The following is a 22887-nucleotide window of genomic DNA, read 5'->3' on the forward strand; positions in this document are numbered from 1 at the left end:
CACTCCGGTCAATGCTCCAAGAGAGAAAAAGGCGCGCTCTCAGTCACGCCCGTGGCCCCGGCCATGCCCGTGACCGTTGCCGTGACCATGGCCATTTCCATGTCCCCGGCGATCATCACGGTAGTGGTCCCGTTCATGGCGATCGCGTCGTTCGTGACGATCCCAGCGATCATCCCGATCGCGTCCATGGTAGCGGGGAGGCGGCGTATGGTGGAACTGCGGCGGCGGGTTTCGCAGAAAGTACACGTTCTGACCGCAAGCACCGTAGCGCGCGCAATGCTTGCCCCAGTGCTTGGCGTGTCCCGGCGGCACGTACATGTAGACCGGGGGCGCTGGAACCACCACGCGCGGCGGCGCGATGATCACGGGCTGCTGGTAGATCAGCGGAGGGGGTGGCGCGCCGCCGATGTCCACCCGCCCGTAGACCCCGGGAGCTATCTGGCCGCTCACCGAGCCGCCGATGGTCACCTGCGCCGATGCGGCGACGCCGAGCGTTGCCAGCATCAGGCCCATGATGCCCGCGCGCATCCTGCTGCCGAGGCCGCTGCGTGGCTGTGGATCGAGCGATTGGGACGAAGCAATGTGTTCTGTCATGGGTCTCTTCTGGTCCTTCTTGATGAAACGTCACACCGTTCGAATCGGGGAGCGGATGTGGCCAGTAAGCATGCGCCCTGCCCCTCCGTCCGTCCTTGGTGTGAAAGCGCGCTATGGTAAGCACCGGCAGTGGTCTTGACCTGCATCACTCAACAACAGCTGTAAGCGCCGGTATTGATTGCCGTCAGGCTATTTACCCTTGTTCAACGTCCGTACATTGGGTAGCGTTGACGGTGCAAGCGCCAGAGAGGGCGTCCATCGCTGTAAGCTTGTGTTTGAATTTGCCCCAATTGAGGCGTTTCTCTGGTGTTCTTACGTCTTCATCAACGACAATGACTGATACGTGTGCGATTCGCATCGCACCGACCCGAACGATTTGATTTTCCCAGCGCGCAGCCCGCTCCAATCCGGGCTCGCCATGCAGTTGCAATAAACGACATGAACATTGTAATTTTGGACGACTATCAAGACGCCGTACGCAAGCTCCACTGCGCCGAACGTCTCGAACGATATTCCGCCAAGGTATACACCAACACGGTCAAGGGCCTCGGCCAGTTGTCGGTCCGGCTCAAGGACGCGGACGTCATCGTGCTGATCCGCGAGCGCACGCAGATCACCCGCCAGTTGGTGGAGAAACTCCCGCGCCTCAAGCTCATCGCGCAGACTGGCAAGGTCGGCTCGCACATCGATGTGGCGGCGTGCACCGAAAAGGGCATCGCCATCGCCGAGGGCGTGGGCTCGCCCGTCGCTCCGGCCGAGCTGACCTGGGCACTCATCATGGCGGCCATGCGCCGTCTGCCGCAATACATCGCCAATCTCAAGCACGGCGCCTGGCAGCAGTCCGGCATGCGCTCGGCATCGATGCCGCCGAACTTCGGACTCGGCATGGTGCTGCGCGGCAAGACGCTCGGCATCTGGGGCTACGGCAAGATCGGCCGCATCGTCGCGAGCTACGCCAAAGCCTTCGGCATGAACGTGCGCATCTGGGGCCGCGAGGCCTCACGCGCGCAGGCACTGAGCGACGGCTTTCAGGTGGCATCCACGCGCGCCGAATTCTTCTCGCAGTGCGACGTGATCTCGCTGCACCTGCGCCTCAACGAAGAGACCCGCAACATCGTGACGCTCGAAGACCTGAGCCAGATGAAACCCACCTCGCTGATCGTCAACACCTCGCGCGCTGAACTGATCGAGCCCGACTCGCTGATTGCCGCACTCAACCGTGGCCGCCCCGGCATGGCGGCGGTCGATGTGTTCGAAAGCGAACCCATCCTGCAGGGCCATGCCCTGCTGCGTCTCGAGAACTGCGTCTGCACGCCCCATATCGGCTATGTGGAGCAGGACAGCTACGAGCTGTATTTCGGTGCGGCGTTCGACAACGTGATCAACTACATCAAGGGTACGCCGACCAACATCGTGAACCCGGGCGCGCTGCAGGTGCGCCGCTGAACTGACGACGGGTGCAGCGGCAAAGATCGATCACCGCACCCTCACCCACTCCAAAAACAAAAAGGGCCTCGAAGGCCCTTTTTGCATTGCAGTTTCGCTGATCAATTCAGTGGCACCTTCTCGCCATTCTTGTAGGCGAACAGGGTCACGGCGGGGTTCTTCATCTCGCCGTTGGCTTCGAAGGAGATCTTCGCGGTCACGCCCTGATAGTTGGACTTCTTGAGCTCGGGAATGTACTTCTTGGGGTCGGCCGAACCGGCACGGACCATGGCGTCTGCCAGCAGCATCGTCGCGTCGTACTTGTACGGGCTGTAGACTTGGAACTGACCTGGGAACTTGGCGTCGTAGCGAGCCTTCCAGTCCTTGCCGCCGGGCATCTTCTCGATCGAAGCACCGCCCACCGCGCAGACCACGTTGCCCAGAGTTGGCGCTCCGGCAGACAGCTTGGCCAGCTCCGTCGTGCAGAAGCCATCACCACCGAAATACTTCTGTTTGGTCATGCCCAGTTGCTGCATCTGGCGCAGCATCGGGCCTGCCTGTGCGTCCATGCCGCCGTAGAACACCGCGTCGGGGTTCTTGGCCTTGATGGCGGTCAAAATCGCCATGAAGTCGGTGGACTTGTCGGTCGTGAACTGCTCTTCGACGACCTTGATGCCCTTTTCGGCAGCGACCTTCTTGAACACGCTGGCCAGACCCTGACCGTAGGCGGTGCGGTCGTCGATGACGGCGACGGTCTTGAGCTTGAGCGTGTCCGCAGCGTATGCGGCCAGAGCGGCACCCAGCGCATTGTCATTGGCGATGATGCGGTAGGTGGTGTCGTAACCTGGCTTGGTCAGGTTCGGATTGGTGGCGGCGCCGGTGACCATCGGCACGCCGCAGTCGTTGTAGATCTTGGACGCAGGAATCGTCACGCCCGAGTTCAGATGGCCCACCACGCCAGCGACCTTGGCATCGCAGAGCTTTTGCGCCGCAGCCGTGCCTTGCTTGGGATCCGCCGCGTCATCTTCGGCCATCAGCTCGAATTTGACCTTCTTGCCACCGATCGTCACGCCCTTGGCATTCAGATCGTCCACGGCCATGCGGGCGCCGTTTTCGTTGTCCTTGCCATAGTGACCCTGTGGCCCGGATACGGGACCCACGTGACCGATCTTCACCACCTCTTGAGCGGATGCCATGCCGGCCACTGCCGCAATTGCAGCAGCGATAGTCAACTTCAACTTCAATTGCATACGAATCTCCAGATTAGAAAAACGCTGAGATATTTGGTTTTTGTCCCAACGCGGTGAAACATATCGCAATTCATAATCTGAAACACTAGGGAATCTCAGAATAACGGACTGCGTCGAGACGCGTTGGTTATGCAATTTGCAGGCCAGTCAGTGCGTGCCCCATTTGCGTGCCTACTGCGGCAAGGACAGGGGGTTGGAAACGCCGGATTTCCCGCGCTTCCAGGGCATGGTCAGGGCTCGAAAAAAGTGGGCTCAGGAATCACTGAACGTACGCGCCGCACCACATTCGGGAAATCCCCGGTGGTGCGGCCAGTTCGATGCCGACAATGCGCAGCCTTTTTGCGAAGGCCCGTCCGGTCACTTCTGCGTGGACGCAAGCTCGTCGGCCACGGCCTCGTAGACCGACTGGCGGACCACCGACTCCACCTCTTCACGCAGACGCGGAACGATGGAGCGGGTCTGCTCCTGGATCACCAGCGCGATGGCCTCGCGCAGGCGCTGCTCGAGCAGGACGTCCACGCGCTGCATGACACGATGGACCACATACTCCTCGTAGCCATCGGGCAGCACGGCGGATGGGGATGGGGATGGGGACTGAGCCACCGGCACGGGCTCCGCTTCCTGCGGAACGGACGGTGGCTCCTCGATCTGGGCCTCATCGGCCACCTCCGTCATCTCCATGACCTCCACCACCTCGCTGACTTCGGGGATCGTCTCAAGGTCGCGGTGGATTTCCTCCACATGCACGACGGACACCAGTTCCGGAATGGCGTCCACATCCAGCGGCTGCCCGGGGGCCGCTTGGCCCGTGGCGGCAACATCGTCCTCCTCGTCCGGCACGCCCGCCGGCAATTCATAGCCGCCGGGGACTTCCACGGGATCCGCCAGCGCGTTCAGCTCCTGCGCATCACGCTCAGCATGCTCATCGACGGGCAGTTCCACCTCTTCGGTCAACGTGGGAACAAACTTCGGAGGAAAGGAGGAAGGAGCGGATGCCATGGTCAGGCATTTTCTTTCAAAACCAGATCATGGCGAACGATCTCGTAACCATCTGCAGCGTACTGGCGCCAGCGCGTGCGCGCGAGCTGACGATCGCGTTCGTCGCTTGAGCTCACGACCTCGATCACCTTCTCGAACTGATCGAATCCGGACGGTCTCTGCCCACCCAGATTGAGCAGCATGTCGCGCGGCGCGACCGACAGCGGCTCCTGCGCCAGCAGCACCGGCGACACCGCCACGACATCCGGATCGCCATCGGCGAGCGCATGGGCCACGAAATCGGTGGGGCCCAGCGACCACATCATGCGGTCCAGCGCCTGCAGATCAGCCGCGTCCGCAGTCACCACCACGCGCACGCCGCGATTGAACGCCTTGCGCGCAAAACGGCAGGCATAGGCCAGCTTGTCGGGCGCGTTGAAATGAAAAGCTACTTCCGTCATGTGACCTCGGGGCTGATGTGCATCACGCCGGTTCACGCTGTCTTGCGGGCCACGGGTTTCTTGCGCGCCGGCTTGGGTGCCGCCTTGGCGCTGTCCGCCACAGTGGCCAGATAGTGCATCAACAGACCCACCGGGCGACCCGTGGCGCCCTTGGCCGCCCCGCTCTTCCATGCGGTTCCGGCGATGTCCAGATGCGCCCAAGGCAGGCTGCCGGTGAAGCGCTGCAGGAACTTGGCGGCCGTGATCGCCCCGCCCGCGCGACCGGCCACATTGGCCACATCAGCGAAGTTGCTGCGCAGGCCCTCGCCATATTCTTCGTCGAGCGGCATGCGCCAGCACAGATCCTGCGCCGCATCGCCCGCCGCCTGCAGTTGGGCCGCGAGCGTGTCGTCGGACGCGAACAGGCCGCTGCGCTGGTTGCCAAGCGCGATCACGCAGGCACCCGTCAGCGTGGCGATGTCCACCAGCGCTTTCGGCTTGAAGCGCGCGGCATAGGTGATCGCGTCGCAGAGCACCAGACGGCCTTCGGCATCGGTGTTGAGAATTTCGATGGTCTGGCCGTTCATGCTGGTCACCACGTCGCCGGGCTTGACCGCCTTGCCGTCGGGCATGTTCTCGCAGGCGGGAATCAGGCCGACCACGTTGACGGCGGGACGCAGTTCCGCAAGCGCGGTGAACACGCCGAGCACGCTGGCCGCGCCGCCCATGTCGAACTTCATCTCGTCCATCTCGGCCGCTGGCTTGAGCGAGATGCCGCCGGTGTCAAAGGTGATGCCCTTGCCGACCAGCACCACCGGCGCTTCGGACTTGGCCGCGCCGTTGTAGCGCAGCTCGATGAAGCGCAACTGCTCCGCCGAACCCTGGGCCACGGCCATGAAGGCGCCCATCCCGAGCTTGGCGACCTCCGCCGGGCCATGCACCTTGCAGGTGATGCCGGTCGTCGTCAGGCCCTTGGCGGCGTTGGCCAGCATGGTGGGCGTCGCGTGATTGGCGGGGCGATTGGCCCATTCGCGCGCAAAACCCACGCCCTTGGCGACGGCGCAGGCCATGTCGAAGGCCGACTTGACCTTGGCCGGCTCATCCACGCCCACCACCAGGCGGGCCAGTGCCACCGGCTCGGCCTTGGACTTGGTCGTCGTGTAGACGTAGCTCAGATCGGCGCAGCACTGCACGGCCGCAGCGATCGCATCGCCCGACGCCTTGCCCGCGAAGACCACAACGGCCTTCTTGACCTTGGGGGATTTCAGGACATTGGCGACCCCGGCAAGCGCCAGACGCACGCCGCGCGCGCTACCATCACCGGTTCCGGCCAGAATCACCCGACGCGCCGCCAGCAGTGGCGAGGCGTAAATCTGCAAGTTCTTGCCCGCCTTGAGTTCGAGATCACCCGATTTGAGTGCCTGCGCCAGAATGGCGGACACCGCATCCTTGCCGGGCTTCACGCCCTCGGGCACCAGCACGATAAGAGCATCGCATTTCTGGCTGGAGGCTGCAGATAAGGTGAGAGTGGTCAGTTCGAAGTTCATAATTGACGTTTTCCTTCGACACAATGTTATTCGATTCATCCATCCGCAAGGAGCTGGCACGCAGTTTTGGCGCGACGCTGGTGGTGCTTGTCACCATCGTCATGACCATGATGCTGATCCGCACCCTTGGTCAAGCTTCGCGCGGCAGCGTCAATCCGCAGGACGTCATGCTGGTCATGGGCTATACCGTCCTCGGCCAGTTGCCCACCATTCTGAGCCTTTGCCTGTTCGTTGCCATCGTGGGGGTTCTCTCGCGCATGTACCGCGACAGCGAAATGGTCATCTGGTTCGCCAGCGGCCGCGGCCTCATGAGCCTGCTGCCGCCGCTGCTGCGCTTCGCCTGGCCGGTGATGCTGGCGATCGCCGCGCTGTCGCTCGTCGTCTGGCCCTGGGCGAACCAGCAGATCCAGGAACTCAAATCCCAATACGAGCAGCGCAGCGACGTCGACCGCATCGCGCCCGGCCAGTTCCAGGAGTCGTCCAACGGCTCGCGCGTGTTCTTCATCGACCGCGATTCACCCGATGCGACCTCGGCGAGCAACGTCTTCATCGCGACCAACGAGCCCACCAAGGAGACCGTGACCTCCGCCGAGAGCGCACGCCTCGAGGTGCGCAACGGTGACCGCATGGCCCTGCTGTTCAACGGTCAGCGTCTGGAGATGCCCTTGGGCAAGCCCGGCCTGCGGGTGAGCGAGTTCAAGGAATACGGCACCCGCGTGGGCGACGCCAAGTCCGGCGGCATCGATGATGTGGCGCTCAAGACGCGCGGCACGCTCGAGCTGGTCGGCTCCAGCATTCCCGCGTTCCGGGGCGAGCTGGGCTGGCGCATCGGCCTCGCGTTCGCGGCGCTCAATTTCGTGGTGCTGGGCCTCGCCGTCGCGGTGGTCAATCCACGCGCCGGGCGCAGCAGCAGCATGGCGTTCGCGCTGTTCGCCTTCGTCGTCTACTACAACCTCATGACCGTGGGCCAGAGCTGGGTGGCGGCGCAGCGCATCGGCATGGTGCCGTTCATGCTGCTTCTGCACGGCGGCGCGTTCGCACTGGCGCTGCTGCTGCTCGCCGCGCGCCACAACCAATGGTCGATCCGCTCGCTGTTCTCGGGCGGCCACCGTGCAAAGACTGCAGCAAAGGGAGCGGCATGAAGACCATCCGCCGTTTCATCTACCGCGAAGTCATCGCGGGCGTGGGCTTCGTCACGCTGGCGTTTCTCGCACTGTTCTTCTTCTTCGATCTGGTCGACGAGCTGCGCTGGATCAGCAAAAGCTACCAGCTGATGCACGCCCTGCTCTACGTGGCCCTGCGCGTGCCCCAGCATCTGTATGAACTGCTGCCGATCACCGTGCTCATCGGCACCATCTTCGTGATGGCGCGACTGGCGCAGACCTCCGAATTCACCATCATGCGCACCAGCGGACTCGGGCCCTGGCGAGCGCTCAGCACGCTGCTGATTCTCGGCGGCGCCTTCGTCGCGTTCACCTTCGTGATGGGCGACTACATCGCGCCGGTCAGCGAAAAGGCCGCCGAGCTGGTGAAGGCGCGGCGCATGGGGCAGATCACCACCGGAGTCACCGGCGCGTGGCTCAAGGAGCGTCAGGCCGATCACAGCTTTGCCGTGAACGTGCGCGCCATCGATACCCAGGGCGAGATGCGCAATGTGCGCATCTTCGAATTCGACGCCGATGGCTACACCGCATCGACCACACAGGCCGAGCGCGGACATTTTGACGCCAACAACGATGGCTGGGTGCTCGAGAACGTGCATCGCAGCGTGTTCCAGCGCAGCGCCAACGGCGACATGAGCGTGGAGCGCACTGAAAAGCCCGAGTTCACCTGGAAGACCCGCATCACCTCGAGCATGGTCGCCGCCGCCGTGCTCAAGCCGGACAAGATGTCCACGCTCGAGCTGTTCCAGTACACCCGCCACCTGGAGGCCAACGGCCAGTCCACCCAGCGCTACGACATCGAGTTCTGGCGCAAGGTCTTCTATCCGCTGAGCTGTCTGGTGATGGTGGTGCTGTCGCTGCCGTTCGCCTATCTGCACTTCCGCTCGGGCGGCATCGCCGGCTATGTGTTCGGCGGCGTGATGGCAGGCATCAGTTTCTTCCTGCTCAACAACGTGTTCGGCTTCGCGGGGAATCTGCAGAACTGGTCACCGATGCTGACCGCCGCCGCGCCGGGGCTGATCTATTCGCTTCTGTCGCTTGCCGCCTTTGGCTGGCTGGTGCTCAGGCGTTAGCGGATGAATCGCATGCCCGATACCGGTGTCATCCTGTTCGCGCACGGCTCGCGCGATCCGCAATGGCGGCTGCCGATCGAGGCGGTCGCCAGCCTGATCGCCGCGCAGCGCGACGATGTGGCCGTCGCCTGTGCCTATCTCGAACTGACCGAACCCGACCTGCCCTCCGTCGTCGCGCGCTGGGCAGAAACGGGGATCCACAGAATCAGCGTGATGCCGATGTTTCTCGGCGCGGGGCGCCACGCGCGCGAGGACCTGCCGCGCATGGTCCATGCCCTGCAGGCGCAATACCCGGCCCTTGAATTCCGTCTTCAGACACCGATTGGCGAAGACCCGCGCATCACCTCGCTGATGGCGCTGATCGCGGCGGATTCAGCGGCTGACTGAGCCGCGCTCCGCGCTCCACTTCATTTCAATAGACGTCGCGGCGATAGCGCCCCGACTGCGTGAGCGCCTGCACGCACTCGTCTCCAAGCACCTGCTTGAGCGCCGCATGCACCCCCTGCCCCATGCCCTGCAGACTGCCGCAGACGTAGATCGTCGCGCCGCGCTCGATCCAGCGCCTGAGCTCGTCGGCCTGCGCGAGCAGCACATCCTGCACATAGGTCCTGCGTCCGCCATCGCGTGACCACGCACGGTCGAGCCGCTCGATCTGCCCCGCACGCAGCCATTGCTCCAGCTGCTCGCCGCAGATCGCATCCTGCGCGGGACTGCGCTCGCCATAGACCAGCCACTGGTCACCGCGCCCCGCCTCTATCCGCGCGCGGATGTGGCTCAGCAGCCCTGCAAGACCCGAGCCGTTGCCGATCAAAACCAGTGGACGCCGCGCGTTGTCGCCCAGCCGGAAACTGCTGTGCTGCCTCACCGTCAAGGCGCATTGTTCGCCGATCTGCACACCCGTGCAAAGCCAGCCCGAGGCCACGCCAGGCGTGCCATCCTCGCGCGTGCTTTGGCGCACCAGCATCTGCAGGTAGCCATCGGCCATGATGGAGGCGATCGAGTAGTCACGCGCATGCTCCGGGTCAGCAGGCACGCTGAGCGATACAAGATCGCCCGATTGCCACTCCGGCAGTTCGCCATTCGCCGCGACCCAGTCCAGACCGTACAGCGCACCGCCCTCGCTGCCGGGATTGAGCAGGCGGCGGGCTTGCAAGGTGAACATCCGGCTCGCGGGCGCAAGCAGCCAATCCTCGCGCAGGGCCGGCAGCGGCTGAGATTCACCAGCATCCCCCTGGCACTCCCTCGCCAACGCATTGACGCGCGACTGCCACGTCTGCAGCGTCGCGCGGTCCATGTTGTCGACGCAAAGCAGCTCACTGTTGGCGCCCTGGGCCACCAGCCATTGCTGAATCTGCTCGCCAAACGCACAGAACTGCTGGTACTCGCGGTCGCCCAACGCCAGCACCTGCGCATGGTGCCCCCTGAGATCAGCATTCGTCGGCAACACCTGCTGCACAAAGCGCAAAGCGTGATCGGGCGCATCACCCTCGCCAGTGGTCGAGACGATCCACAGGCTGCGCTCATGCCCCGCCAAATGCGCTTTGTTCAGTCCGTCGATGGGCAGCAGCGTCACCCGCAGCCCACACTCGCGCAGCATGCGTGCGGACTCGCGGGCGATGCCCTCGGCCTGTCCCGTCTGGCTGGCGTAGACCACCAGCACGGCCGGTCCTTGCGCCTGATTCCCAGGCACGTCGTTGTCGCGCGCGATGTCGATGCGCTTTTGCCGCGCAACCCAAGCGACACGCGCGCACAGCGCCGCGTAGGCGAACACCAGCCCCGCAGCGCCGGCCAGCCGCGCCGGAGAAACCACCCAATCAAGCGTCATGATGCGAATCGAGCCTTCCATGCCGCCGACATGCACGGCGCGGCGTCATGTTCCTGAAACACCGCAGCCACGTTGTTCGCATCGGCAAAAGCCATGCCCTGATCCGGCCCCAGCACCGTGAGCACGGTCGCGAGCGCGTCGGCATGCATGCACTCGTCGTGATGCACCGTGACACTCGCGAGCGCATGCGTGACCGGCCAGCCGGTGCGCGGATCGAGCGTGTGCGAATAGCGTCGGCCATCCGCAAAAAAATGATGCCACCAATCGCCCGAGGTGGCGAAGGCCCCGTTTTTCACGGCGACGACCAGCGGCTCGGACGTTGCGTCGCCCTGGCTTCCCAGCTGGATCTGCCACGCGCCGCCGCCGGGCTTTCCGCCCCAGCTTCGCAGCTCACCGCCAATCTCGAAGAGCCCGCCACTCCAGCCCGCGTCTTGAAGTTTTCGGGCAACCTGGTCCACCGCAAACCCCTTGGCAATCCCGCAAAGATCAAGCCGCAAACCGCCGGGTTGCCTCAGCCGCGTGTCGCCGTCCCGCCACGCAATGCGCCCATGACCCGACGTGGCACGCAGCGCCTCGATGCGTTCCGCCGAAGGACGCTCTCCTGAGTGCGGCGCCAGCGGCTCGGTTCGCGGGCCAAAGCCCCAGAGCGACACCAGCGCACCCATCGTCGGATCGAGCGCGCCGCCCGAGCGCTCGGCCCAATGCATCGCCGCACCCAGCACCTGCACGAACTCTGCCGGCAAATCATGCCAACTGCCCGCTGCGGCATCATTGAAGCGGGAGATCACCGAGCCGCGCTCCCAATTGCTCATCTGCGCGATGACCTCGTCCAGTGCGGACTCGATCAGCACCTGTACAGGCCCGAGCGGGAGAAATTCGGTGTTGGGCAGCTGAAGCGACCACGTGGTGCCCATCGTCTGCCCACCAAGCCGCTGAACACGCGCGTCCTGCTGGCGCTGGATCGCGGGCGCACGCCAGCGGCGCGCTGCAAAATCAGCACGCGGGGCGCTGCCGCCCGCCACTTCGGTGGCTTGGGGCAGTCGCCAGACGCTGGCGTCAAAACGGACTTGCGGCGCAGTGCTCATGGATCAGGGCAGCACTTCCAAGGTCGCGACGTAGCCAAGACGGCGTTCGGTGGCCTTGGCGACCGTGGTCTTGCTGTCCTTGGCGTCAGCGCTCAGCCAGAACAGGCCCGCGCGCGGAAACTTCACCTTGAGCACGCCGTTCGCGTCGGTCCTGAGCTTGATCGCATCCACACCGTCACGGTAGCGGATGCCGTCAGCCACCAGTTCCACCTCCAGCTCCGCTGCAGGCTTGCCGTCGAGCTGGAATTCAAACGTCGCTTCCTCGCTCGCCACCAGATCGTTGGGATGGGTCACGGCCTTCATCTCGAGGCCCTTGCCGGAAACCGCCAGCGCGGACGGCTTGCCCACCGACACGAAGGTCTCCATGCGGCGCACGTTCTCGGTGATGCGCACCTCCTTGGCATCCGCCGGAATCTGCTTGACGATTTCCTCGGCCGAGCCGCGCACGCGCTTGGGTTGGCCGTTGGCATCCTTGTAGCCGCCCATCACGCCGTTCATCAGCATGGTCACGCGGTAAGTGCCGGGCTTTTCGGGCTTGAAGTCGAACACGCTGCGCAACTCGCCCTTGTGGGCGTTCTTCATCTCGACGGCTTCGCCATCGGGTCCCGTGACCTTCACGTTCTCGAGGCCGAGCGGACGGTGATTGAAGAAGAACACATCGTTGGAAACCGCTGCGTCGATGGTCACCCAATCGGACTTGGAGAGCACCGTGCTCGACGGCTTGAACCAGAGGTCATGGGCCTGAGCGGACAGCGCGGCGAGCGCCAGAGTGGCGGCCACGAGGGCGTGCTTCTTGAACATCATTGGTGGAGGTCCCTTCTTTGCTTTTTGAGACTGGTTTGAAATGAGATTGAGGCTGCGAAACGCCATCAGGGCTTGAGATCGAGCTTGATCTGCCCCAGCTCGGTGCTGCCCTTGGCGCTGAGGCTGGTGGCCTGTTTGGCCGGCCATTCGAACGGGATCGAGACCAGCTCGCGGCCGCCCACTTCGCGCGCGGCTTCGACCATCAGCTTGTACTGACCGGGTGCGAGCTTCGGCAGCGGGTTCTTGCCTTCGGCGAACGACAGCGCATGGTTGCCCGCAGGCTTGGTCGGCTGGGTCACGCCGTCGATGGGGAGCGTGAGTTCTCGGCCCGTGCGGCGCCACCACTGGCGCATGTCCTTGAGCCATTTCGTGCCCTCGGCATCCTTCATCTTCGCGTCATACCAGACCGACAGATTGGCGGCCACGCCGCCGTCGGCCTTCTCCAGCCACACGGCCACGTAGGGCTTGTGGTACTCGGCCACCTGCAACTGCGGAATGCCCACGGTCACATCGAGTCCGCCAGCGATCGCGGGCAAGCCCACCACCGCACCCAGCGCCACCGAGCACTTGAAAATCATCTTCGCCATCTCTGTATTTCCTTCAACAAAATTCGGGGAGTGGGCTGCGCCTTCGAGACCAGATCAATGGATCAGCAGCAGCGCGAGCAGCGCCGGGATTACCAAGCCCAGCCCGACCATCGGCCAGGTCAGCGGGCGCCGCTCGGAATGCATCTTCAGGATCAGCAGGCCGGTGATGCAGAACACCAGACAGCCCACCGCGAACACGTCTAGGAACAGACTCCAGGCGCCCCCCGTGTTGCGGCCCTTGTGCAGATCGTTGATGTAGGAGATCCAGCCCCGGTCGGTGGATTCGTACTCCACCGCGCCGTCCTTCAGGTCCACGCGCAGCCATGCGTCGCCGCCGGGACGCGGCATCGCCACATAGGCTTCATCGTCGCTCCACTCGACCGTGCGGCCCGCGACATCAACATTGATTTCGCTGCGGATGAAGGCCGCCACCGACGCGGGAATGGGGGGGCTCGCAGCAGACTTGCCCTGCTCCTTGAGGTTCACCTGCAGTTCCTGCAGCACCTGCAATTGGGCCAGCAGCGGTGCGGGCATCGCGCCCTCGCGCGTTTGCACGCGCGGCCGGGACTCGATCTGCCCGGCGTGATTCAGAGTGATGCCCGTGAAGGCAAAAAGCAGCATGCCGATCAGGCAGATGGCCGAGCTGATCCAGTGCCACTCATGTAATTTTTTCAGCCAGTACGCTCGTTGCGAGCCACCGGAAACAGCCGACTTCATGGAAAACCTTGGATGGACGTTCGCCGCGATGCATTGTTTGTTCTTGTGCGCATCGGGATGGGTGAATTTTAGAAGTGAGATCGTGCAAATGCATCTCATTTTTATTTACTTTACCAAAGCGACACATGCCCCAGCGCTGCATTCAGAGTGCAATCGATCTTTTGGGCATAAAAACCGCCGCCCATATGCAACAAAAGAAGAATGAAGCATAATAAAGACAGTCTTTAGCTGTATTCAGTTATGAACCTGCACCAATTCCGCTTCGTCCAGGAAGCCGCCCGCCGCAATCTCAACCTAACCGAAGCCGCCAAGGCGCTGCACACCTCGCAGCCCGGCGTGTCCAAAGCCATCATCGAGCTCGAGGATGAGCTTGGCGTGGACATCTTCGCGCGCCACGGCAAGCGCCTCAAGCGCGTGACCGAGCCCGGACAGCACGTGCTCAAGAGCATCGAGCTCATCATGCGCGAGGTCACCAACCTCAAGCGCATCGGCGAACAGTACAGCGCGCAGGACAGCGGCACGCTCTCCATCGCCACCACCCACACGCAGGCTCGCTACGTGCTGCCGATGCCCGTCGCCAAACTGCGCGAGTCCTACCCCAAGGTCAACATCAGCCTGCATCAGGCCACGCCACACGAAGTGGCGCGCATGGTGATCGACGAAGTGGCCGAGATCGGCATGGCGACCGAGTCGCTCGCCGACTACCCGGACCTCGTGACCCTGCCCTGCTATGAATGGCAGCACGTGCTGGTCATGCCAAGCAACCATCCGCTCGCCCAGCGCGAGCGCATCGGCCTTGAGGACATCGCCCACGAGCCGCTCGTGACCTACCACCCCTCCTTCACCGGACGCGGCAAGATCGACGCCGCCTTCGCCACCCGCAAGCTGCAGCCGCGCATCGTGCTCGAAGCCATCGACTCCGACGTGATCAAGACCTACGTGCGTCTGGGCATGGGCATCGGCATCGTTGCCGAGATGGCCATGCGTGACGACCCCGTCGGCGACCTCGTCGTGCGCCCCATGGGCCACCTGTTCGGACAGAACGTGGCGCGCGTCGCGTTCAAGCGCGGCGCCTATCTGCGCAACTTCATCTACAAGTTCTCCGAACTGCTGAGCGACCGCCTGAGCCGCGATCTCGTGATGCGCGCCATGGTCGGGAACGTCAACGACTACGAGTTGTGAAACGCATTTCCCGCCGAGCCAGATCTACGAGCGTGTCGGCGATCTCCACACGGTCTTGCAGGCGCGGCCTCGGGCTGAGATCGTAATCACGCTCTAAAATTCGAACGTCATGACAAGCCACAACAGCGCGCCGCGCACCCCCACCTTCCCAAGCCGTCTGCCCAACGTGGGCACCACGATCTTCACCGTGATGTCGGCGCTCGCCACCGAGCACAAGGCCGTCAATCTCGGTCAGGGCTTTCCGGATTTCGCCTGTGATCCCAAGCTCGTCGACGCCGTCAACGACGCCATGCGCGCCGGGCACAACCAGTACCCGCCCATGCCCGGTGTGCCCGCCTTGCGCGAGGCCATGTCGCAAAAATACCAGGCGCTGCACAACCGCCACTACGACGCCAACACTGAAATCACGGTGACGGCGGGCGCAACCCAGGCCATCCTCACCGCCGTGCTCGCCTGCGTGCAACCGGGCGACGAAGCCATCGTGCTCGAGCCCTGCTACGACAGCTACGTGCCCAATATCGAGACCGCCGGCGGCAAGGTCGTGCGCGTGCCGCTCACGCCCGGCACGTTCCGGCCGGACTTCGACAAGATCGCGGCCGCCATCACGCCACGCACTCGCCTCATGATCATCAACTCGCCGCACAACCCGAGCGGCACGATCTGGACCGATGGTGAAATGCGCCAGCTGGAAGAGCTGCTCGCGCCCACCGACATCCTGCTGATCAGCGACGAGGTCTACGAACACATGGTGTTTGACGGCCAGCAGCACCAGAGCGCCGCGCGCTTTGCGGGACTTGCCGCGCGAGCCTTCATCGTCTCGAGCTTCGGCAAGACCTATCACGTCACCGGCTGGAAGATCGGCACCGTGGCCGCGCCCGCGGCGCTCACCGCCGAGTTCCGCAAGGTCCACCAGTTCAACGTGTTCACCGTGAACACCCCCATGCAGTACGGCATCGCGAGCTACATGCAGGATCCGGCGCCGTACCTGCAGCTCTCCGCCTTCTACCAAGCCAAGCGCGATCTGTTCCGCGAAGGCCTGAAGGGCTCGCGCTTCAAGCTCCTGCCCAGCCAGGGCAGCTATTTCCAGTGCGTGGACATCTCGGACATCAGCGACCTGAGCGAAGCCGACTTCTGCCAATGGCTCACCCGCGAGATCGGCGTCGCGGCCATTCCACTGTCGGCCTTCTACGTGGAAAAGTTCGATCAGCGCGTCGTGCGCTTCTGCTTCGCCAAGAAGGACGAGACCCTGCGCGCAGCGCTCGAGCGGCTGCGCAAGCTGTAAACCGGACAACGACAGCCGTTGGTACCACCGTCCACCGCGCTTCGGCGCGGTTGCTTTTTCCGGGCACGACCGTCGTCACTCAAAACAGATTCGCGTTCAGGCAGAACTCCATGAGCAACTGATCCGTCGCGATGTCGAGCTTGCGCATGACGGAGCGCTTCTGCGTGCTCACGGTCTTGATGCTGCGGTTCAGATCGGCCGCGATCGTCTTGAGCGGCAGGCCGCGCGAAAACTGGCGCAGCACCTCCAGCTCGCGCGGCGAGATGGAATGCAGATTCTTCGTGAACATGCGCAAATCCTCGCGATTGATGCCCGGCGGGTAATACACCCCGCCATCGACAAGGCGGTTGAGCGCCTGCCCCAACTCCGCGAGCTCATGGTTCTTGAGCACCACCGCCGCGACGCCGTAGTCGTAGAGAGAAAACACCATCGATGCATTGACGCAGTCCGAATAGACGACAAAGCGCCTGCCCGGAAAATTGCGCAGCAGATATTTGATGTAGCGAACCCCGTCGCCATACATACCATCATCGGGCATGGTGAAATCGGTGATGACAATATCCACCTCCGCATCGTCCCGCAGAAATCGAATCAACTCAGTGGAGCTTTTGAGCGTGGCCACCACCATGAATCTCGAATCCTGCTGAATCAGATTGCCCAAGGCGTAGAGCACGGTGGGGTGATCGTCCGCAATGGCCACGCGTATTTTGTTCATATCGACAGCATTTGAATTAAATTACAAACAGACAGCAACCATTAACGTTTCATACGTCAATTTACCGTTGCAGCCAAAAGCAACAAAGAATAGCGATGCCAATTTTCAAATTCAGTTAACCAACGCACAAAAGCGGCTCGATTGATTTTTATCTAATCAAATCAAGAGTTATATTCCATCGAACGATTCAGCCAATAGTAAGACGAGTCCAGAATTGCGGATACGCCGATCACAGGCAAGCGTCCCCGCCACTCACCCGATCAACGCACTGCTGTCCAGCCTTCAGCAGCACGCTCCTACGGTCGAGTAGAATATTTGGAAAACCTATCAAGCCAATAGATAAATATTCCACAAGAAACAACAACAATAAATGACGCACACCTACTTAATCCATTAATACAAAAGACATAACTTCAATCAATATACTAATCAGACACTTACACGACAGAAACCTTTTTTCACAAATTTATCATCCTCAATGGCTCTCAAGCGCGAATTCAAAAACAGGAACCCAGAGCAGCGCGCTTGAATGCAATCAAATTCTTGCAAACCAGATGCGCGGACGAATGTGCACAACGCACTTTCATTTGCACCGAATGCTTTCTGCAATGCCGATCCACTCAACATCATGCGTTCTTCAATCATGAAGAAGGTCAAGACTTCACGCACTCATCTTCACACACTCATTTGCGAGCAGAAATGCGGTGTTAATCACATCGTATTTACCTGTGAGAGGACTGATTCATTGCCAGAAAAGCCAATCAATTTTCATCGGAGGTGAGCGAGCGCGCAGTGCGACTCGCACGGGAATGTCGGCCCGATCATTCGCGTTGTATGCAGCATGCGGATCCGTCGCGCCCAAGATGGACTGGCGCGTCACGACAATGAACCTCTGGGTTCAGCGTGCGGCAATCGATGCGGAGCACCTCAGTGGGTGCATGGGTTCAACCGCGACTCACTGCGGGAGTCCACTCACGATGATGCTCTTGTTCCCATGGTGGTGCCTCAGTCACCCAAACTGGTCCGCCAGCACCATGAACCACAACAGGGCCGCACACCCCCAGAGCACAACGGCATATGCCGTCCGGCGGCGTGCAGCCGAGACGTTTCTTGCCAGAAGAATCTGATTGAGGTATCCCGCCGCCAGAAAACCGACTGGCCAGACCATGGCCACGCCGGTGATGGCGCCCCAGACCCAGTCTCCGCTCCAGTCGTCCATTGGAGGAAACCACACGCCAACGACCGGCCAAGTGGCCCAGTAGAGAAGCATCGAATATGCGCCGAGCGACAGGAAGGCCAATGCGAGCGCGATCCCGAATGCCCACCTCGATCGTCGCATCGCTGCGAAACGACTGACCAAGGGTGACCTGAAGAATCTTTGGATGATGTCCGGGGCGCTCATGTCGGTGTGTATATCACATCAACAGGAGCGAAAGACGCGCTGTCCCTGGTCTACCCCCGCGCTTCAGGCTCTCACTCACCCGCCCTCAACTGCGACGACAGAAAGTGCATCAGTACACTGTGCGAGGCGCTCTTCACCTCGTCGTCGCGGCCGCTCACGTAGCCGATCTTCACGCAGTCGCCCAGCAGTTTGCCGCTTTGTGCGCGCAGTTTGATGCGGGTTTCGCGGTCGGGTTTGGCGTTGGCGGGGATGAGGGCATGGCCGCGCACGCTGGGGATGGCGTTGGCGTCAAACTTCACGGTGCAGCCACGCAGATAGGGTCGCTCGGCCATGGTGCGTGGTTCGCTGCTGTCCCAGTCGTGTCCAGCCTTCGCGAAGACCACGGCGTTGACCAACGATCCGGCCTTGCGCAGGCGGGATTCGGCGGCGGCGCAGGCGACGAGGTCGTTCGAGGCATCTTCGCCAGAGCGGAAGCTCAGCAGCGGCGCACCGGTGGTCTTTCGGGTGCGCAGTTCTTCAAAACAGGGACCATAGAAATCTACGTGCAGCGCGAATGGCGGCACGCGTGGCGCGAGCTGGGCACGCATTCGCTCGTCCATGCTCATGCGGGCGACCATGCCACCGCGCGAGTAACCGATGAGGCCGATGCGGCGCGCGTCGATGGCGGGATGGCGGTTGAGCGCACGCAGTGCGGCGTAGGCATCGGTCATCACGTCGAACTCCGACGCGCCGAGCAGCTTGATGCGGTATGGCGTGTCGTCATTGATGCCGCGCGGCTGGTAGTAGTCGATCACCAATGCGGCGATGCCGTTGCGGATGAGCATCTGCGCCATCTCGCCCTCGCGGCCGGGCATGACACCAGAGCCGCCGGGAAGAATCACCATCGCGGGCACGGGTGTGGCGTCGCTGGCCTGCGGTGGCAGCAACAGCCGGCCCATACCTGCGGTGGGTGCGGCCTTGTTGGACTGGTGCAGCAGCACGTCGAGATCGTAGGGACTGCTGCTGTTGAATCGGATGTTGCCCTGGGTGTCACTGTGCAGAACGGTGGGCGCCGCCATCGGAGCCATTGGCGGCATGGCGGGCAGTGACGGAAACAGGTCGGCGGCGCTTTGAGCGTTTGCAGCGCCGACGTTCGCCAGGACGCCTGCGCAGACCAGAAGGACCGGCGCGAAAAGCCGGTTGAGATGAGTGCGCAGCATGGCGTGTCTCCCGAAAAAGTCCCTGCGCACACCACTCGCATCGCGCCAAACGCAGTGCAAAGCGGTGTACGTCTTGGGGTTGGCCGCGGCGGCTCAGCGTGGCGTAATCAATTCAGCCAAATCAAAAAATGAGGAAATGATGAAATGAACACGCTTCGTCGCCGCGCAAGCTTCGTCAGAACGAATACTTGAGGTTGACCGACAGCTGATCGCGGTCGACCATGGCGCGGTACTTCTTGGTATCGAGCGACGCATCACCCAGATAGCCAAGGTAGGTCACGCCGATCGTGAGCGCGCCCTTGCGTACGAAGTTCACGCCAAGGCTGAAGCGCGAGTCGCCCTCGCCGCCCACACCGCCGGACAGCGTGCGGCCGCGCAGTTGGCGCGAGTAGCTCAGCGGCACCGTCAAATCCCAGCCTTCGACGAAGCCGGGATAGCTCAGCACCCAAGTGCCCGAGAACGCGAGACCGTTGCGGGTCTTGAAGCTCAGGTCATCGGTGCTGTAGCCGTCCACGCTGGTGATGCGCACGGCGGAGAGCTCGGCGAGGAACTGCATGTCGTCGGCGATCGGTGTGCGGCCCACGTTGTAGAAGCCGCCGATATTGCCCTGCATGATGTTCGAGCGAACGGCGGTGGACGAAGCCCCCACAAGCGACGGAGCACCCTTGCGGTAGCTGAATTCGCCGTAGGCAGAGACCTTGCCGAACGAGGTGCTGACCGTCGTGCCGAGCAGCTTGATGTCGTCGAAGTAGCGGATGTTGTAGGCCTTGTAGTCCGGGCGCACGACGACCATCGGGGAGCGGTCGTTGTAGTTCAGGTAGTACAGGCCGACTTCGGTCTCGTTGGTCAAGCGGTAGCGCGATCCGATACCCCACTGGCCGGTCTTGCCGGGACGAATGTCGTGGCCCTTGTTCACGCCCTTGCAGACGCCGTTGGCGAGATAAGGACCAAGGCAGCTCGAGCCGGGACCGGTCACATCGCTGGTGCTCAGGAACGAACCGGAGCCGGGAGCGATCGTTTCATGAAAGCCGAACTGCGCATGGCCGAGCAGCGTGAGATCGGGCGTGACTTCCAGCGAGGCCGAGATCTGGTCTTCCGGCAGGATGGACTCCTTCACTTCGGTGCCCGGAATGCCGGTCTTTGTGCCATCGAATGGACCCTGAGCAGCCGAAATGTTGGCAAAGAAGGACGACTCGCCCCAATTCACCACATGGCGACCCAGACGCACGGTAGCGCGGGTCTGTCCAATGTCGAAGCCCGTGTAGGCATAGGTGTCCAGCAGACGGGTGTAGCCGCCATGGTAGCGCTCGGTCCAGCTGTTGAAGTGGTTGAACGGCGCCTGCGAGTTCACCGCATTGGGATTGCTCGATGCAGGGTTGTTGTCGTTGGCGCCATGGTAGGCGTCGTCATAGAACGATGACGCCGTGAACACCAGACCCGAGCTGCCCTTGGAGAGTTTGCTCTCGAACAGCGCGGCCAGGCGGTTGGCCGTGATCGCACCCTTCTTGAAGTTGTTGGTGCCGTCGTTGCCGTTGGCGTTGGTCGCGGCGCTCGAAAGCAGCGCATCCGGGCTTTTGACGCGAGTGCCCAACGTGTAGTTGGCATTCAGGCGCCAGTCGAACTTGAGGCCATCGCCCAAGTCCACGGTCTCCCCCGCCTGTGCGATTCCCGCGCCCATCGACAGCAGTGCGGCGACTGCAACCGGTGTGAGGCTTGTAGTAATTTTGCGCATTTTTTGTGTGACTCGTCTGGTTGAATCAGGAAATGAATCGATCAATCAGTTGCCCAGCTCGCGGGCGGCCTGAGGTGTGTACATGGCAGGCGTGAGGTTGCCCTTGTTCAGAACGGGGCCGGTCTGGCGCTCCTGAAACATGTTGTAGGCCATGTAGCTGCCGGAGTTCAGGTCGTGATAGAACGACGTGCCTGCGTGCCAGGCGTTGGTATCCGGCGAGAAGTAGTAGTTGATCAGCGCGAACTGCCAGAGCTGGCCGCGTGCGTCGTACATGTCGCCCATGACGGCGTGGCCGGTGTCCTCGTCGAGGAACATCACGCGCTTGCCGTAGAGATGGCGGTAGCCTTCCTTGAGCGTGCCTTCGACCACCCAGACGCGGCGCAGTTCATAGCGCATGAAGTCGGGGTTGGCGTGCTGCGGCGTCAGCAGGTCCTTGTACTTCACCGTAGGCTGGTGGATCTTGTAGGTGTTCGCCGGGATGTACATCTCGTGGCGGCCATTGAGCTTCCAGTTGTAGCGCTCTGGCGATCCATTGAAAAGACGGTCGGAGTCGATGGTCAGCTTGCCGCCCGTGCCCACCATGGGCTGGTCAAAGCCGTACTCGGGCACCTGTCGTACGCGGCGCGTACCGGCATCGTAGCTCCAGGCAAGGCGCTTGTCCTTCTTGAAGTTCAGCGGCTCGCTGGACACCGTCACGCCGCCCTTTTCGCGCTCGGGCAGCAGACCGCGAGACATCGAGTAAGCCATCACGCCTTCGATCGGCTTGCCGCGATTGGCCGGATTGCTGGTCATGTCCAGATTATTGTTCTCCATGCGGCCCCAGGTGATGGAGCCATCGGAGAGCACATTGCCCATGTCGCGGATGATGGACTCGGTGTAGGCGCGTGCGGGAATCAGGTTGTTCCACATCGCTTCGTTGCCGTCCTTGGGGATCGGGAACGGAATGCCACCCATGTATCCCTTCACGGACATGCCGCCGTCGGCCACTTCCGCCTCCAGCGCGTTCTTTTTCACGACCGCGCAGACTTCGTCCGGATAGCGGAAATCGCGGTGACCCGTATAGACCGGAATCTTGAAGGTCTTGGGGTACTTCTGGAACATGGCCTTGAGACCCGGGCTCAGCTTGTCGCCGTACTTCTCCATGTTCTCGGCGGTGATCACGAGGACCGGCTTCTCGTCGGCGTAGTAGTCCACCGGATGCTTGCCGCTCGACTTCACGAAATCGGTGCCCGCAGGTGCACCGGACCACTTGCCGGAAAACTCCGGGATCGTTCCCTCTTTGTTGCCTGCCTTGATCGCGCCGTTGCACGTCAGATCCTTGCCCAGACGCTCCGCCTCAGCCGCGGGCACCTTGGCCCACGCACTGCCCGCCATCATCAAGACCACCGCCAACGCGAGTGGGGGCTTGCTCATCACGCTCTTCATCTTCTGTCTCCTCGAGGTTAGGTTTCTCAAAGCATTGGCAGTCATGAAAGCAGGTACATCCCCACTTTCAGACAATGAATTCGCCAAATCTTTCTGGCACCCGGATACTCCGCGCCGCAGCCCTTTTCACCATCGTCTGATGAGACTACTGACAGACCCCTAGCCATTCGTCCGTTTGGACAAGCACCTCAGGAAAATCAAGCGCATGGGAGACATCAACCGCAAAGAACGGCGTTGCAGGAAAGACGACAACGAGTCGAATTCCGCGTCGAAGCAACAGCCGAGCAGAAGGCTCAGGCCACCGGCTCAGCCTTCCCACATTCAAACCGGCGTTCCCACGAAGCCCCACGAGCACAAAAACACAGATCCACCACGCAGAATCAGGCCTTCATATCTGCGCCTCAAACGCCCCACACGCCCCGCCACCGAAGCCAAAGGCTTCGTACCAAGCACCCCCAGCCC

At 62.3% G+C, this 22887-nt stretch carries 22 protein-coding genes; 6 read left to right on the forward strand and 16 right to left on the reverse strand.

The window, feature by feature from the left end; all coding sequences use genetic code 11:
* Window positions 1-39 precede the first annotated feature (39 nt).
* Window positions 40-594, reverse strand: a complete 555-nt coding sequence (locus ISG32_RS08375) for a hypothetical protein (RefSeq protein ID WP_407645039.1) — start codon at window positions 592-594, stop codon at window positions 40-42.
* A gap of 438 nt (window positions 595-1032) precedes the next feature.
* Here ISG32_RS08375 and ISG32_RS08380 point away from each other — a divergent pair, with 438 nt between their 5' ends.
* Window positions 1033-2040: a D-2-hydroxyacid dehydrogenase family protein gene (locus ISG32_RS08380; RefSeq protein WP_194770566.1), complete on the forward strand. Its 1008-nt coding sequence runs from the start codon at window positions 1033-1035 to the stop codon at window positions 2038-2040.
* A 101-nt stretch (window positions 2041-2141) separates the two neighbouring features.
* On the opposite strand, the gene ISG32_RS08385 is transcribed toward ISG32_RS08380, so the two are convergent.
* The 4 genes from ISG32_RS08385 to ISG32_RS08400 all read right to left on the reverse strand — a co-directional run bounded on the left by ISG32_RS08385 (window position 2142) and on the right by ISG32_RS08400 (window position 6234).
* Window positions 2142-3269 (reverse strand): branched-chain amino acid ABC transporter substrate-binding protein, encoded by a 1128-nt coding sequence (locus tag ISG32_RS08385; RefSeq protein ID WP_194770567.1) that lies wholly within the window; start codon window positions 3267-3269, stop codon window positions 2142-2144.
* 357 nt (window positions 3270-3626) lie between these two features.
* Window positions 3627-4268 (reverse strand): hypothetical protein, encoded by a 642-nt coding sequence (locus ISG32_RS08390; RefSeq protein ID WP_194770568.1) that lies wholly within the window; start codon window positions 4266-4268, stop codon window positions 3627-3629.
* A 2-nt stretch (window positions 4269-4270) separates the two neighbouring features.
* On the reverse strand, window positions 4271-4708 hold the full coding sequence (locus ISG32_RS08395) for a DNA polymerase III subunit chi (RefSeq protein ID WP_194770569.1): 438 nt from the start codon (window positions 4706-4708) through the stop codon (window positions 4271-4273).
* A gap of 32 nt (window positions 4709-4740) precedes the next feature.
* On the reverse strand, window positions 4741-6234 hold the full coding sequence (locus ISG32_RS08400; RefSeq protein WP_194770570.1) for a leucyl aminopeptidase: 1494 nt from the start codon (window positions 6232-6234) through the stop codon (window positions 4741-4743).
* A gap of 23 nt (window positions 6235-6257) precedes the next feature.
* Here ISG32_RS08400 and lptF point away from each other — a divergent pair, with 23 nt between their 5' ends.
* Genes lptF through ISG32_RS08415 form a run of 3 tightly spaced genes read left to right on the forward strand, consistent with a single transcriptional unit; the run spans window position 6258 to window position 8857 of the window.
* Window positions 6258-7376 carry an LPS export ABC transporter permease LptF gene (gene lptF / locus ISG32_RS08405; protein ID WP_194770571.1) on the forward strand — a complete coding sequence of 373 codons (1119 nt, stop codon included), beginning with the start codon at window positions 6258-6260 and terminating at the stop codon, window positions 7374-7376.
* Window positions 7373-8470: an LPS export ABC transporter permease LptG gene (gene lptG / locus ISG32_RS08410; protein WP_194770572.1), complete on the forward strand. Its 1098-nt coding sequence runs from the start codon at window positions 7373-7375 to the stop codon at window positions 8468-8470. Before lptF ends, lptG begins: the two co-directional genes overlap by 4 nt.
* 12 nt (window positions 8471-8482) lie before the next feature.
* Complete coding sequence (locus tag ISG32_RS08415) at window positions 8483-8857, forward strand: sirohydrochlorin chelatase (RefSeq protein WP_194770573.1); 375 nt, start codon at window positions 8483-8485, stop codon at window positions 8855-8857.
* 25 nt (window positions 8858-8882) lie between these two features.
* On the opposite strand, the gene ISG32_RS08420 is transcribed toward ISG32_RS08415, so the two are convergent.
* From ISG32_RS08420 to ISG32_RS08440, 5 genes are all read right to left on the reverse strand, one after another.
* Window positions 8883-10295, reverse strand: a complete 1413-nt coding sequence (locus ISG32_RS08420; RefSeq protein ID WP_194770574.1) for a sulfite reductase subunit alpha — start codon at window positions 10293-10295, stop codon at window positions 8883-8885.
* The gene (locus ISG32_RS08425; protein ID WP_194770575.1) at window positions 10292-11380 is read right to left on the reverse strand and encodes an FAD:protein FMN transferase; all 1089 of its coding nucleotides are present in this window, start codon (window positions 11378-11380) and stop codon (window positions 10292-10294) included. The genes ISG32_RS08420 and ISG32_RS08425 overlap by 4 nt, the downstream gene beginning before the upstream one ends.
* A 3-nt stretch (window positions 11381-11383) precedes the next feature.
* Window positions 11384-12184, reverse strand: a complete 801-nt coding sequence (locus tag ISG32_RS08430; RefSeq protein WP_194770576.1) for a DUF4198 domain-containing protein — start codon at window positions 12182-12184, stop codon at window positions 11384-11386.
* A gap of 65 nt (window positions 12185-12249) precedes the next feature.
* Window positions 12250-12771 carry a DUF2271 domain-containing protein gene (locus ISG32_RS08435; RefSeq protein ID WP_194770577.1) on the reverse strand — a complete coding sequence of 174 codons (522 nt, stop codon included), beginning with the start codon at window positions 12769-12771 and terminating at the stop codon, window positions 12250-12252.
* A 54-nt stretch (window positions 12772-12825) separates the two neighbouring features.
* Window positions 12826-13488, reverse strand: coding sequence for a PepSY-associated TM helix domain-containing protein (locus tag ISG32_RS08440; protein ID WP_194770578.1), 663 nt, complete (start codon window positions 13486-13488; stop codon window positions 12826-12828).
* 240 nt (window positions 13489-13728) lie between these two features.
* On the opposite strand from ISG32_RS08440, the gene ISG32_RS08445 reads away from it, so the two are divergent.
* Both ISG32_RS08445 and ISG32_RS08450 read left to right on the forward strand, forming a co-directional pair.
* Entirely contained in the window at window positions 13729-14670 is a 942-nt protein-coding gene (locus ISG32_RS08445; RefSeq protein WP_194770579.1) for a CysB family HTH-type transcriptional regulator, read from the forward strand.
* 109 nt (window positions 14671-14779) lie between these two features.
* Window positions 14780-15952 (forward strand): pyridoxal phosphate-dependent aminotransferase, encoded by a 1173-nt coding sequence (locus ISG32_RS08450; protein ID WP_194770580.1) that lies wholly within the window; start codon window positions 14780-14782, stop codon window positions 15950-15952.
* A gap of 79 nt (window positions 15953-16031) precedes the next feature.
* Here the strand turns inward: ISG32_RS08450 and ISG32_RS08455 are convergent, their stop codons facing one another.
* The 6 genes from ISG32_RS08455 to ISG32_RS08480 all read right to left on the reverse strand — a co-directional run bounded on the left by ISG32_RS08455 (window position 16032) and on the right by ISG32_RS08480 (window position 22425).
* Entirely contained in the window at window positions 16032-16667 is a 636-nt protein-coding gene (locus ISG32_RS08455; RefSeq protein ID WP_194770581.1) for a response regulator transcription factor, read from the reverse strand.
* A 429-nt stretch (window positions 16668-17096) separates the two neighbouring features.
* A complete protein-coding gene (locus ISG32_RS08460; protein ID WP_194770582.1) occupies window positions 17097-17312 on the reverse strand; it encodes a hypothetical protein in 216 nt (71 codons plus the stop codon).
* 364 nt (window positions 17313-17676) lie between these two features.
* Window positions 17677-17967: a hypothetical protein gene (locus ISG32_RS08465; RefSeq protein ID WP_194770583.1), complete on the reverse strand. Its 291-nt coding sequence runs from the start codon at window positions 17965-17967 to the stop codon at window positions 17677-17679.
* Between the two features lie 173 nt (window positions 17968-18140).
* The gene (locus ISG32_RS08470) at window positions 18141-19268 is read right to left on the reverse strand and encodes a dienelactone hydrolase family protein (protein WP_194770584.1); all 1128 of its coding nucleotides are present in this window, start codon (window positions 19266-19268) and stop codon (window positions 18141-18143) included.
* A 175-nt stretch (window positions 19269-19443) separates the two neighbouring features.
* Window positions 19444-21000 carry a DUF1302 domain-containing protein gene (locus tag ISG32_RS08475; protein ID WP_194770585.1) on the reverse strand — a complete coding sequence of 519 codons (1557 nt, stop codon included), beginning with the start codon at window positions 20998-21000 and terminating at the stop codon, window positions 19444-19446.
* Window positions 21001-21045: 45 nt separating this feature from the next.
* Window positions 21046-22425: a DUF1329 domain-containing protein gene (locus ISG32_RS08480; RefSeq protein WP_194770586.1), complete on the reverse strand. Its 1380-nt coding sequence runs from the start codon at window positions 22423-22425 to the stop codon at window positions 21046-21048.
* Window positions 22426-22887 lie beyond the last annotated feature (462 nt).

The sequence above is a fragment of the Diaphorobacter caeni genome (assembly GCF_015354245.1).
Taxonomy (GTDB): Bacteria; Pseudomonadota; Gammaproteobacteria; order Burkholderiales; family Burkholderiaceae_C; genus Diaphorobacter_A; species Diaphorobacter_A caeni.

Coding starts and splice junctions, on each gene's coding strand:
- ISG32_RS08450 (WP_194770580.1), top strand. CDS start 14,780: ATGACAAGCCACAACAGCGCGCCGCGCACCCCCACCTTCCCAAGCCGT.
- ISG32_RS08425 (WP_194770575.1), bottom strand. CDS start 11,380: ATGAGCACTGCGCCGCAAGTCCGTTTTGACGCCAGCGTCTGGCGACTG.
- ISG32_RS08430 (WP_194770576.1), bottom strand. CDS start 12,184: ATGATGTTCAAGAAGCACGCCCTCGTGGCCGCCACTCTGGCGCTCGCC.
- ISG32_RS08455 (WP_194770581.1), bottom strand. CDS start 16,667: ATGAACAAAATACGCGTGGCCATTGCGGACGATCACCCCACCGTGCTC.
- ISG32_RS08395 (WP_194770569.1), bottom strand. CDS start 4,708: ATGACGGAAGTAGCTTTTCATTTCAACGCGCCCGACAAGCTGGCCTAT.
- lptG (WP_194770572.1), top strand. CDS start 7,373: ATGAAGACCATCCGCCGTTTCATCTACCGCGAAGTCATCGCGGGCGTG.
- ISG32_RS08420 (WP_194770574.1), bottom strand. CDS start 10,295: ATGACGCTTGATTGGGTGGTTTCTCCGGCGCGGCTGGCCGGCGCTGCG.
- ISG32_RS08380 (WP_194770566.1), top strand. CDS start 1,033: ATGAACATTGTAATTTTGGACGACTATCAAGACGCCGTACGCAAGCTC.
- ISG32_RS08390 (WP_194770568.1), bottom strand. CDS start 4,268: ATGGCATCCGCTCCTTCCTCCTTTCCTCCGAAGTTTGTTCCCACGTTG.
- ISG32_RS08480 (WP_194770586.1), bottom strand. CDS start 22,425: ATGAAGAGCGTGATGAGCAAGCCCCCACTCGCGTTGGCGGTGGTCTTG.
- ISG32_RS08460 (WP_194770582.1), bottom strand. CDS start 17,312: ATGATTGAAGAACGCATGATGTTGAGTGGATCGGCATTGCAGAAAGCA.
- ISG32_RS08445 (WP_194770579.1), top strand. CDS start 13,729: ATGAACCTGCACCAATTCCGCTTCGTCCAGGAAGCCGCCCGCCGCAAT.
- ISG32_RS08400 (WP_194770570.1), bottom strand. CDS start 6,234: ATGAACTTCGAACTGACCACTCTCACCTTATCTGCAGCCTCCAGCCAG.
- lptF (WP_194770571.1), top strand. CDS start 6,258: ATGTTATTCGATTCATCCATCCGCAAGGAGCTGGCACGCAGTTTTGGC.
- ISG32_RS08375 (WP_407645039.1), bottom strand. CDS start 594: ATGACAGAACACATTGCTTCGTCCCAATCGCTCGATCCACAGCCACGC.
- ISG32_RS08435 (WP_194770577.1), bottom strand. CDS start 12,771: ATGGCGAAGATGATTTTCAAGTGCTCGGTGGCGCTGGGTGCGGTGGTG.
- ISG32_RS08415 (WP_194770573.1), top strand. CDS start 8,483: ATGCCCGATACCGGTGTCATCCTGTTCGCGCACGGCTCGCGCGATCCG.
- ISG32_RS08440 (WP_194770578.1), bottom strand. CDS start 13,488: ATGAAGTCGGCTGTTTCCGGTGGCTCGCAACGAGCGTACTGGCTGAAA.
- ISG32_RS08385 (WP_194770567.1), bottom strand. CDS start 3,269: ATGCAATTGAAGTTGAAGTTGACTATCGCTGCTGCAATTGCGGCAGTG.
- ISG32_RS08470 (WP_194770584.1), bottom strand. CDS start 19,268: ATGCTGCGCACTCATCTCAACCGGCTTTTCGCGCCGGTCCTTCTGGTC.
- ISG32_RS08475 (WP_194770585.1), bottom strand. CDS start 21,000: ATGCGCAAAATTACTACAAGCCTCACACCGGTTGCAGTCGCCGCACTG.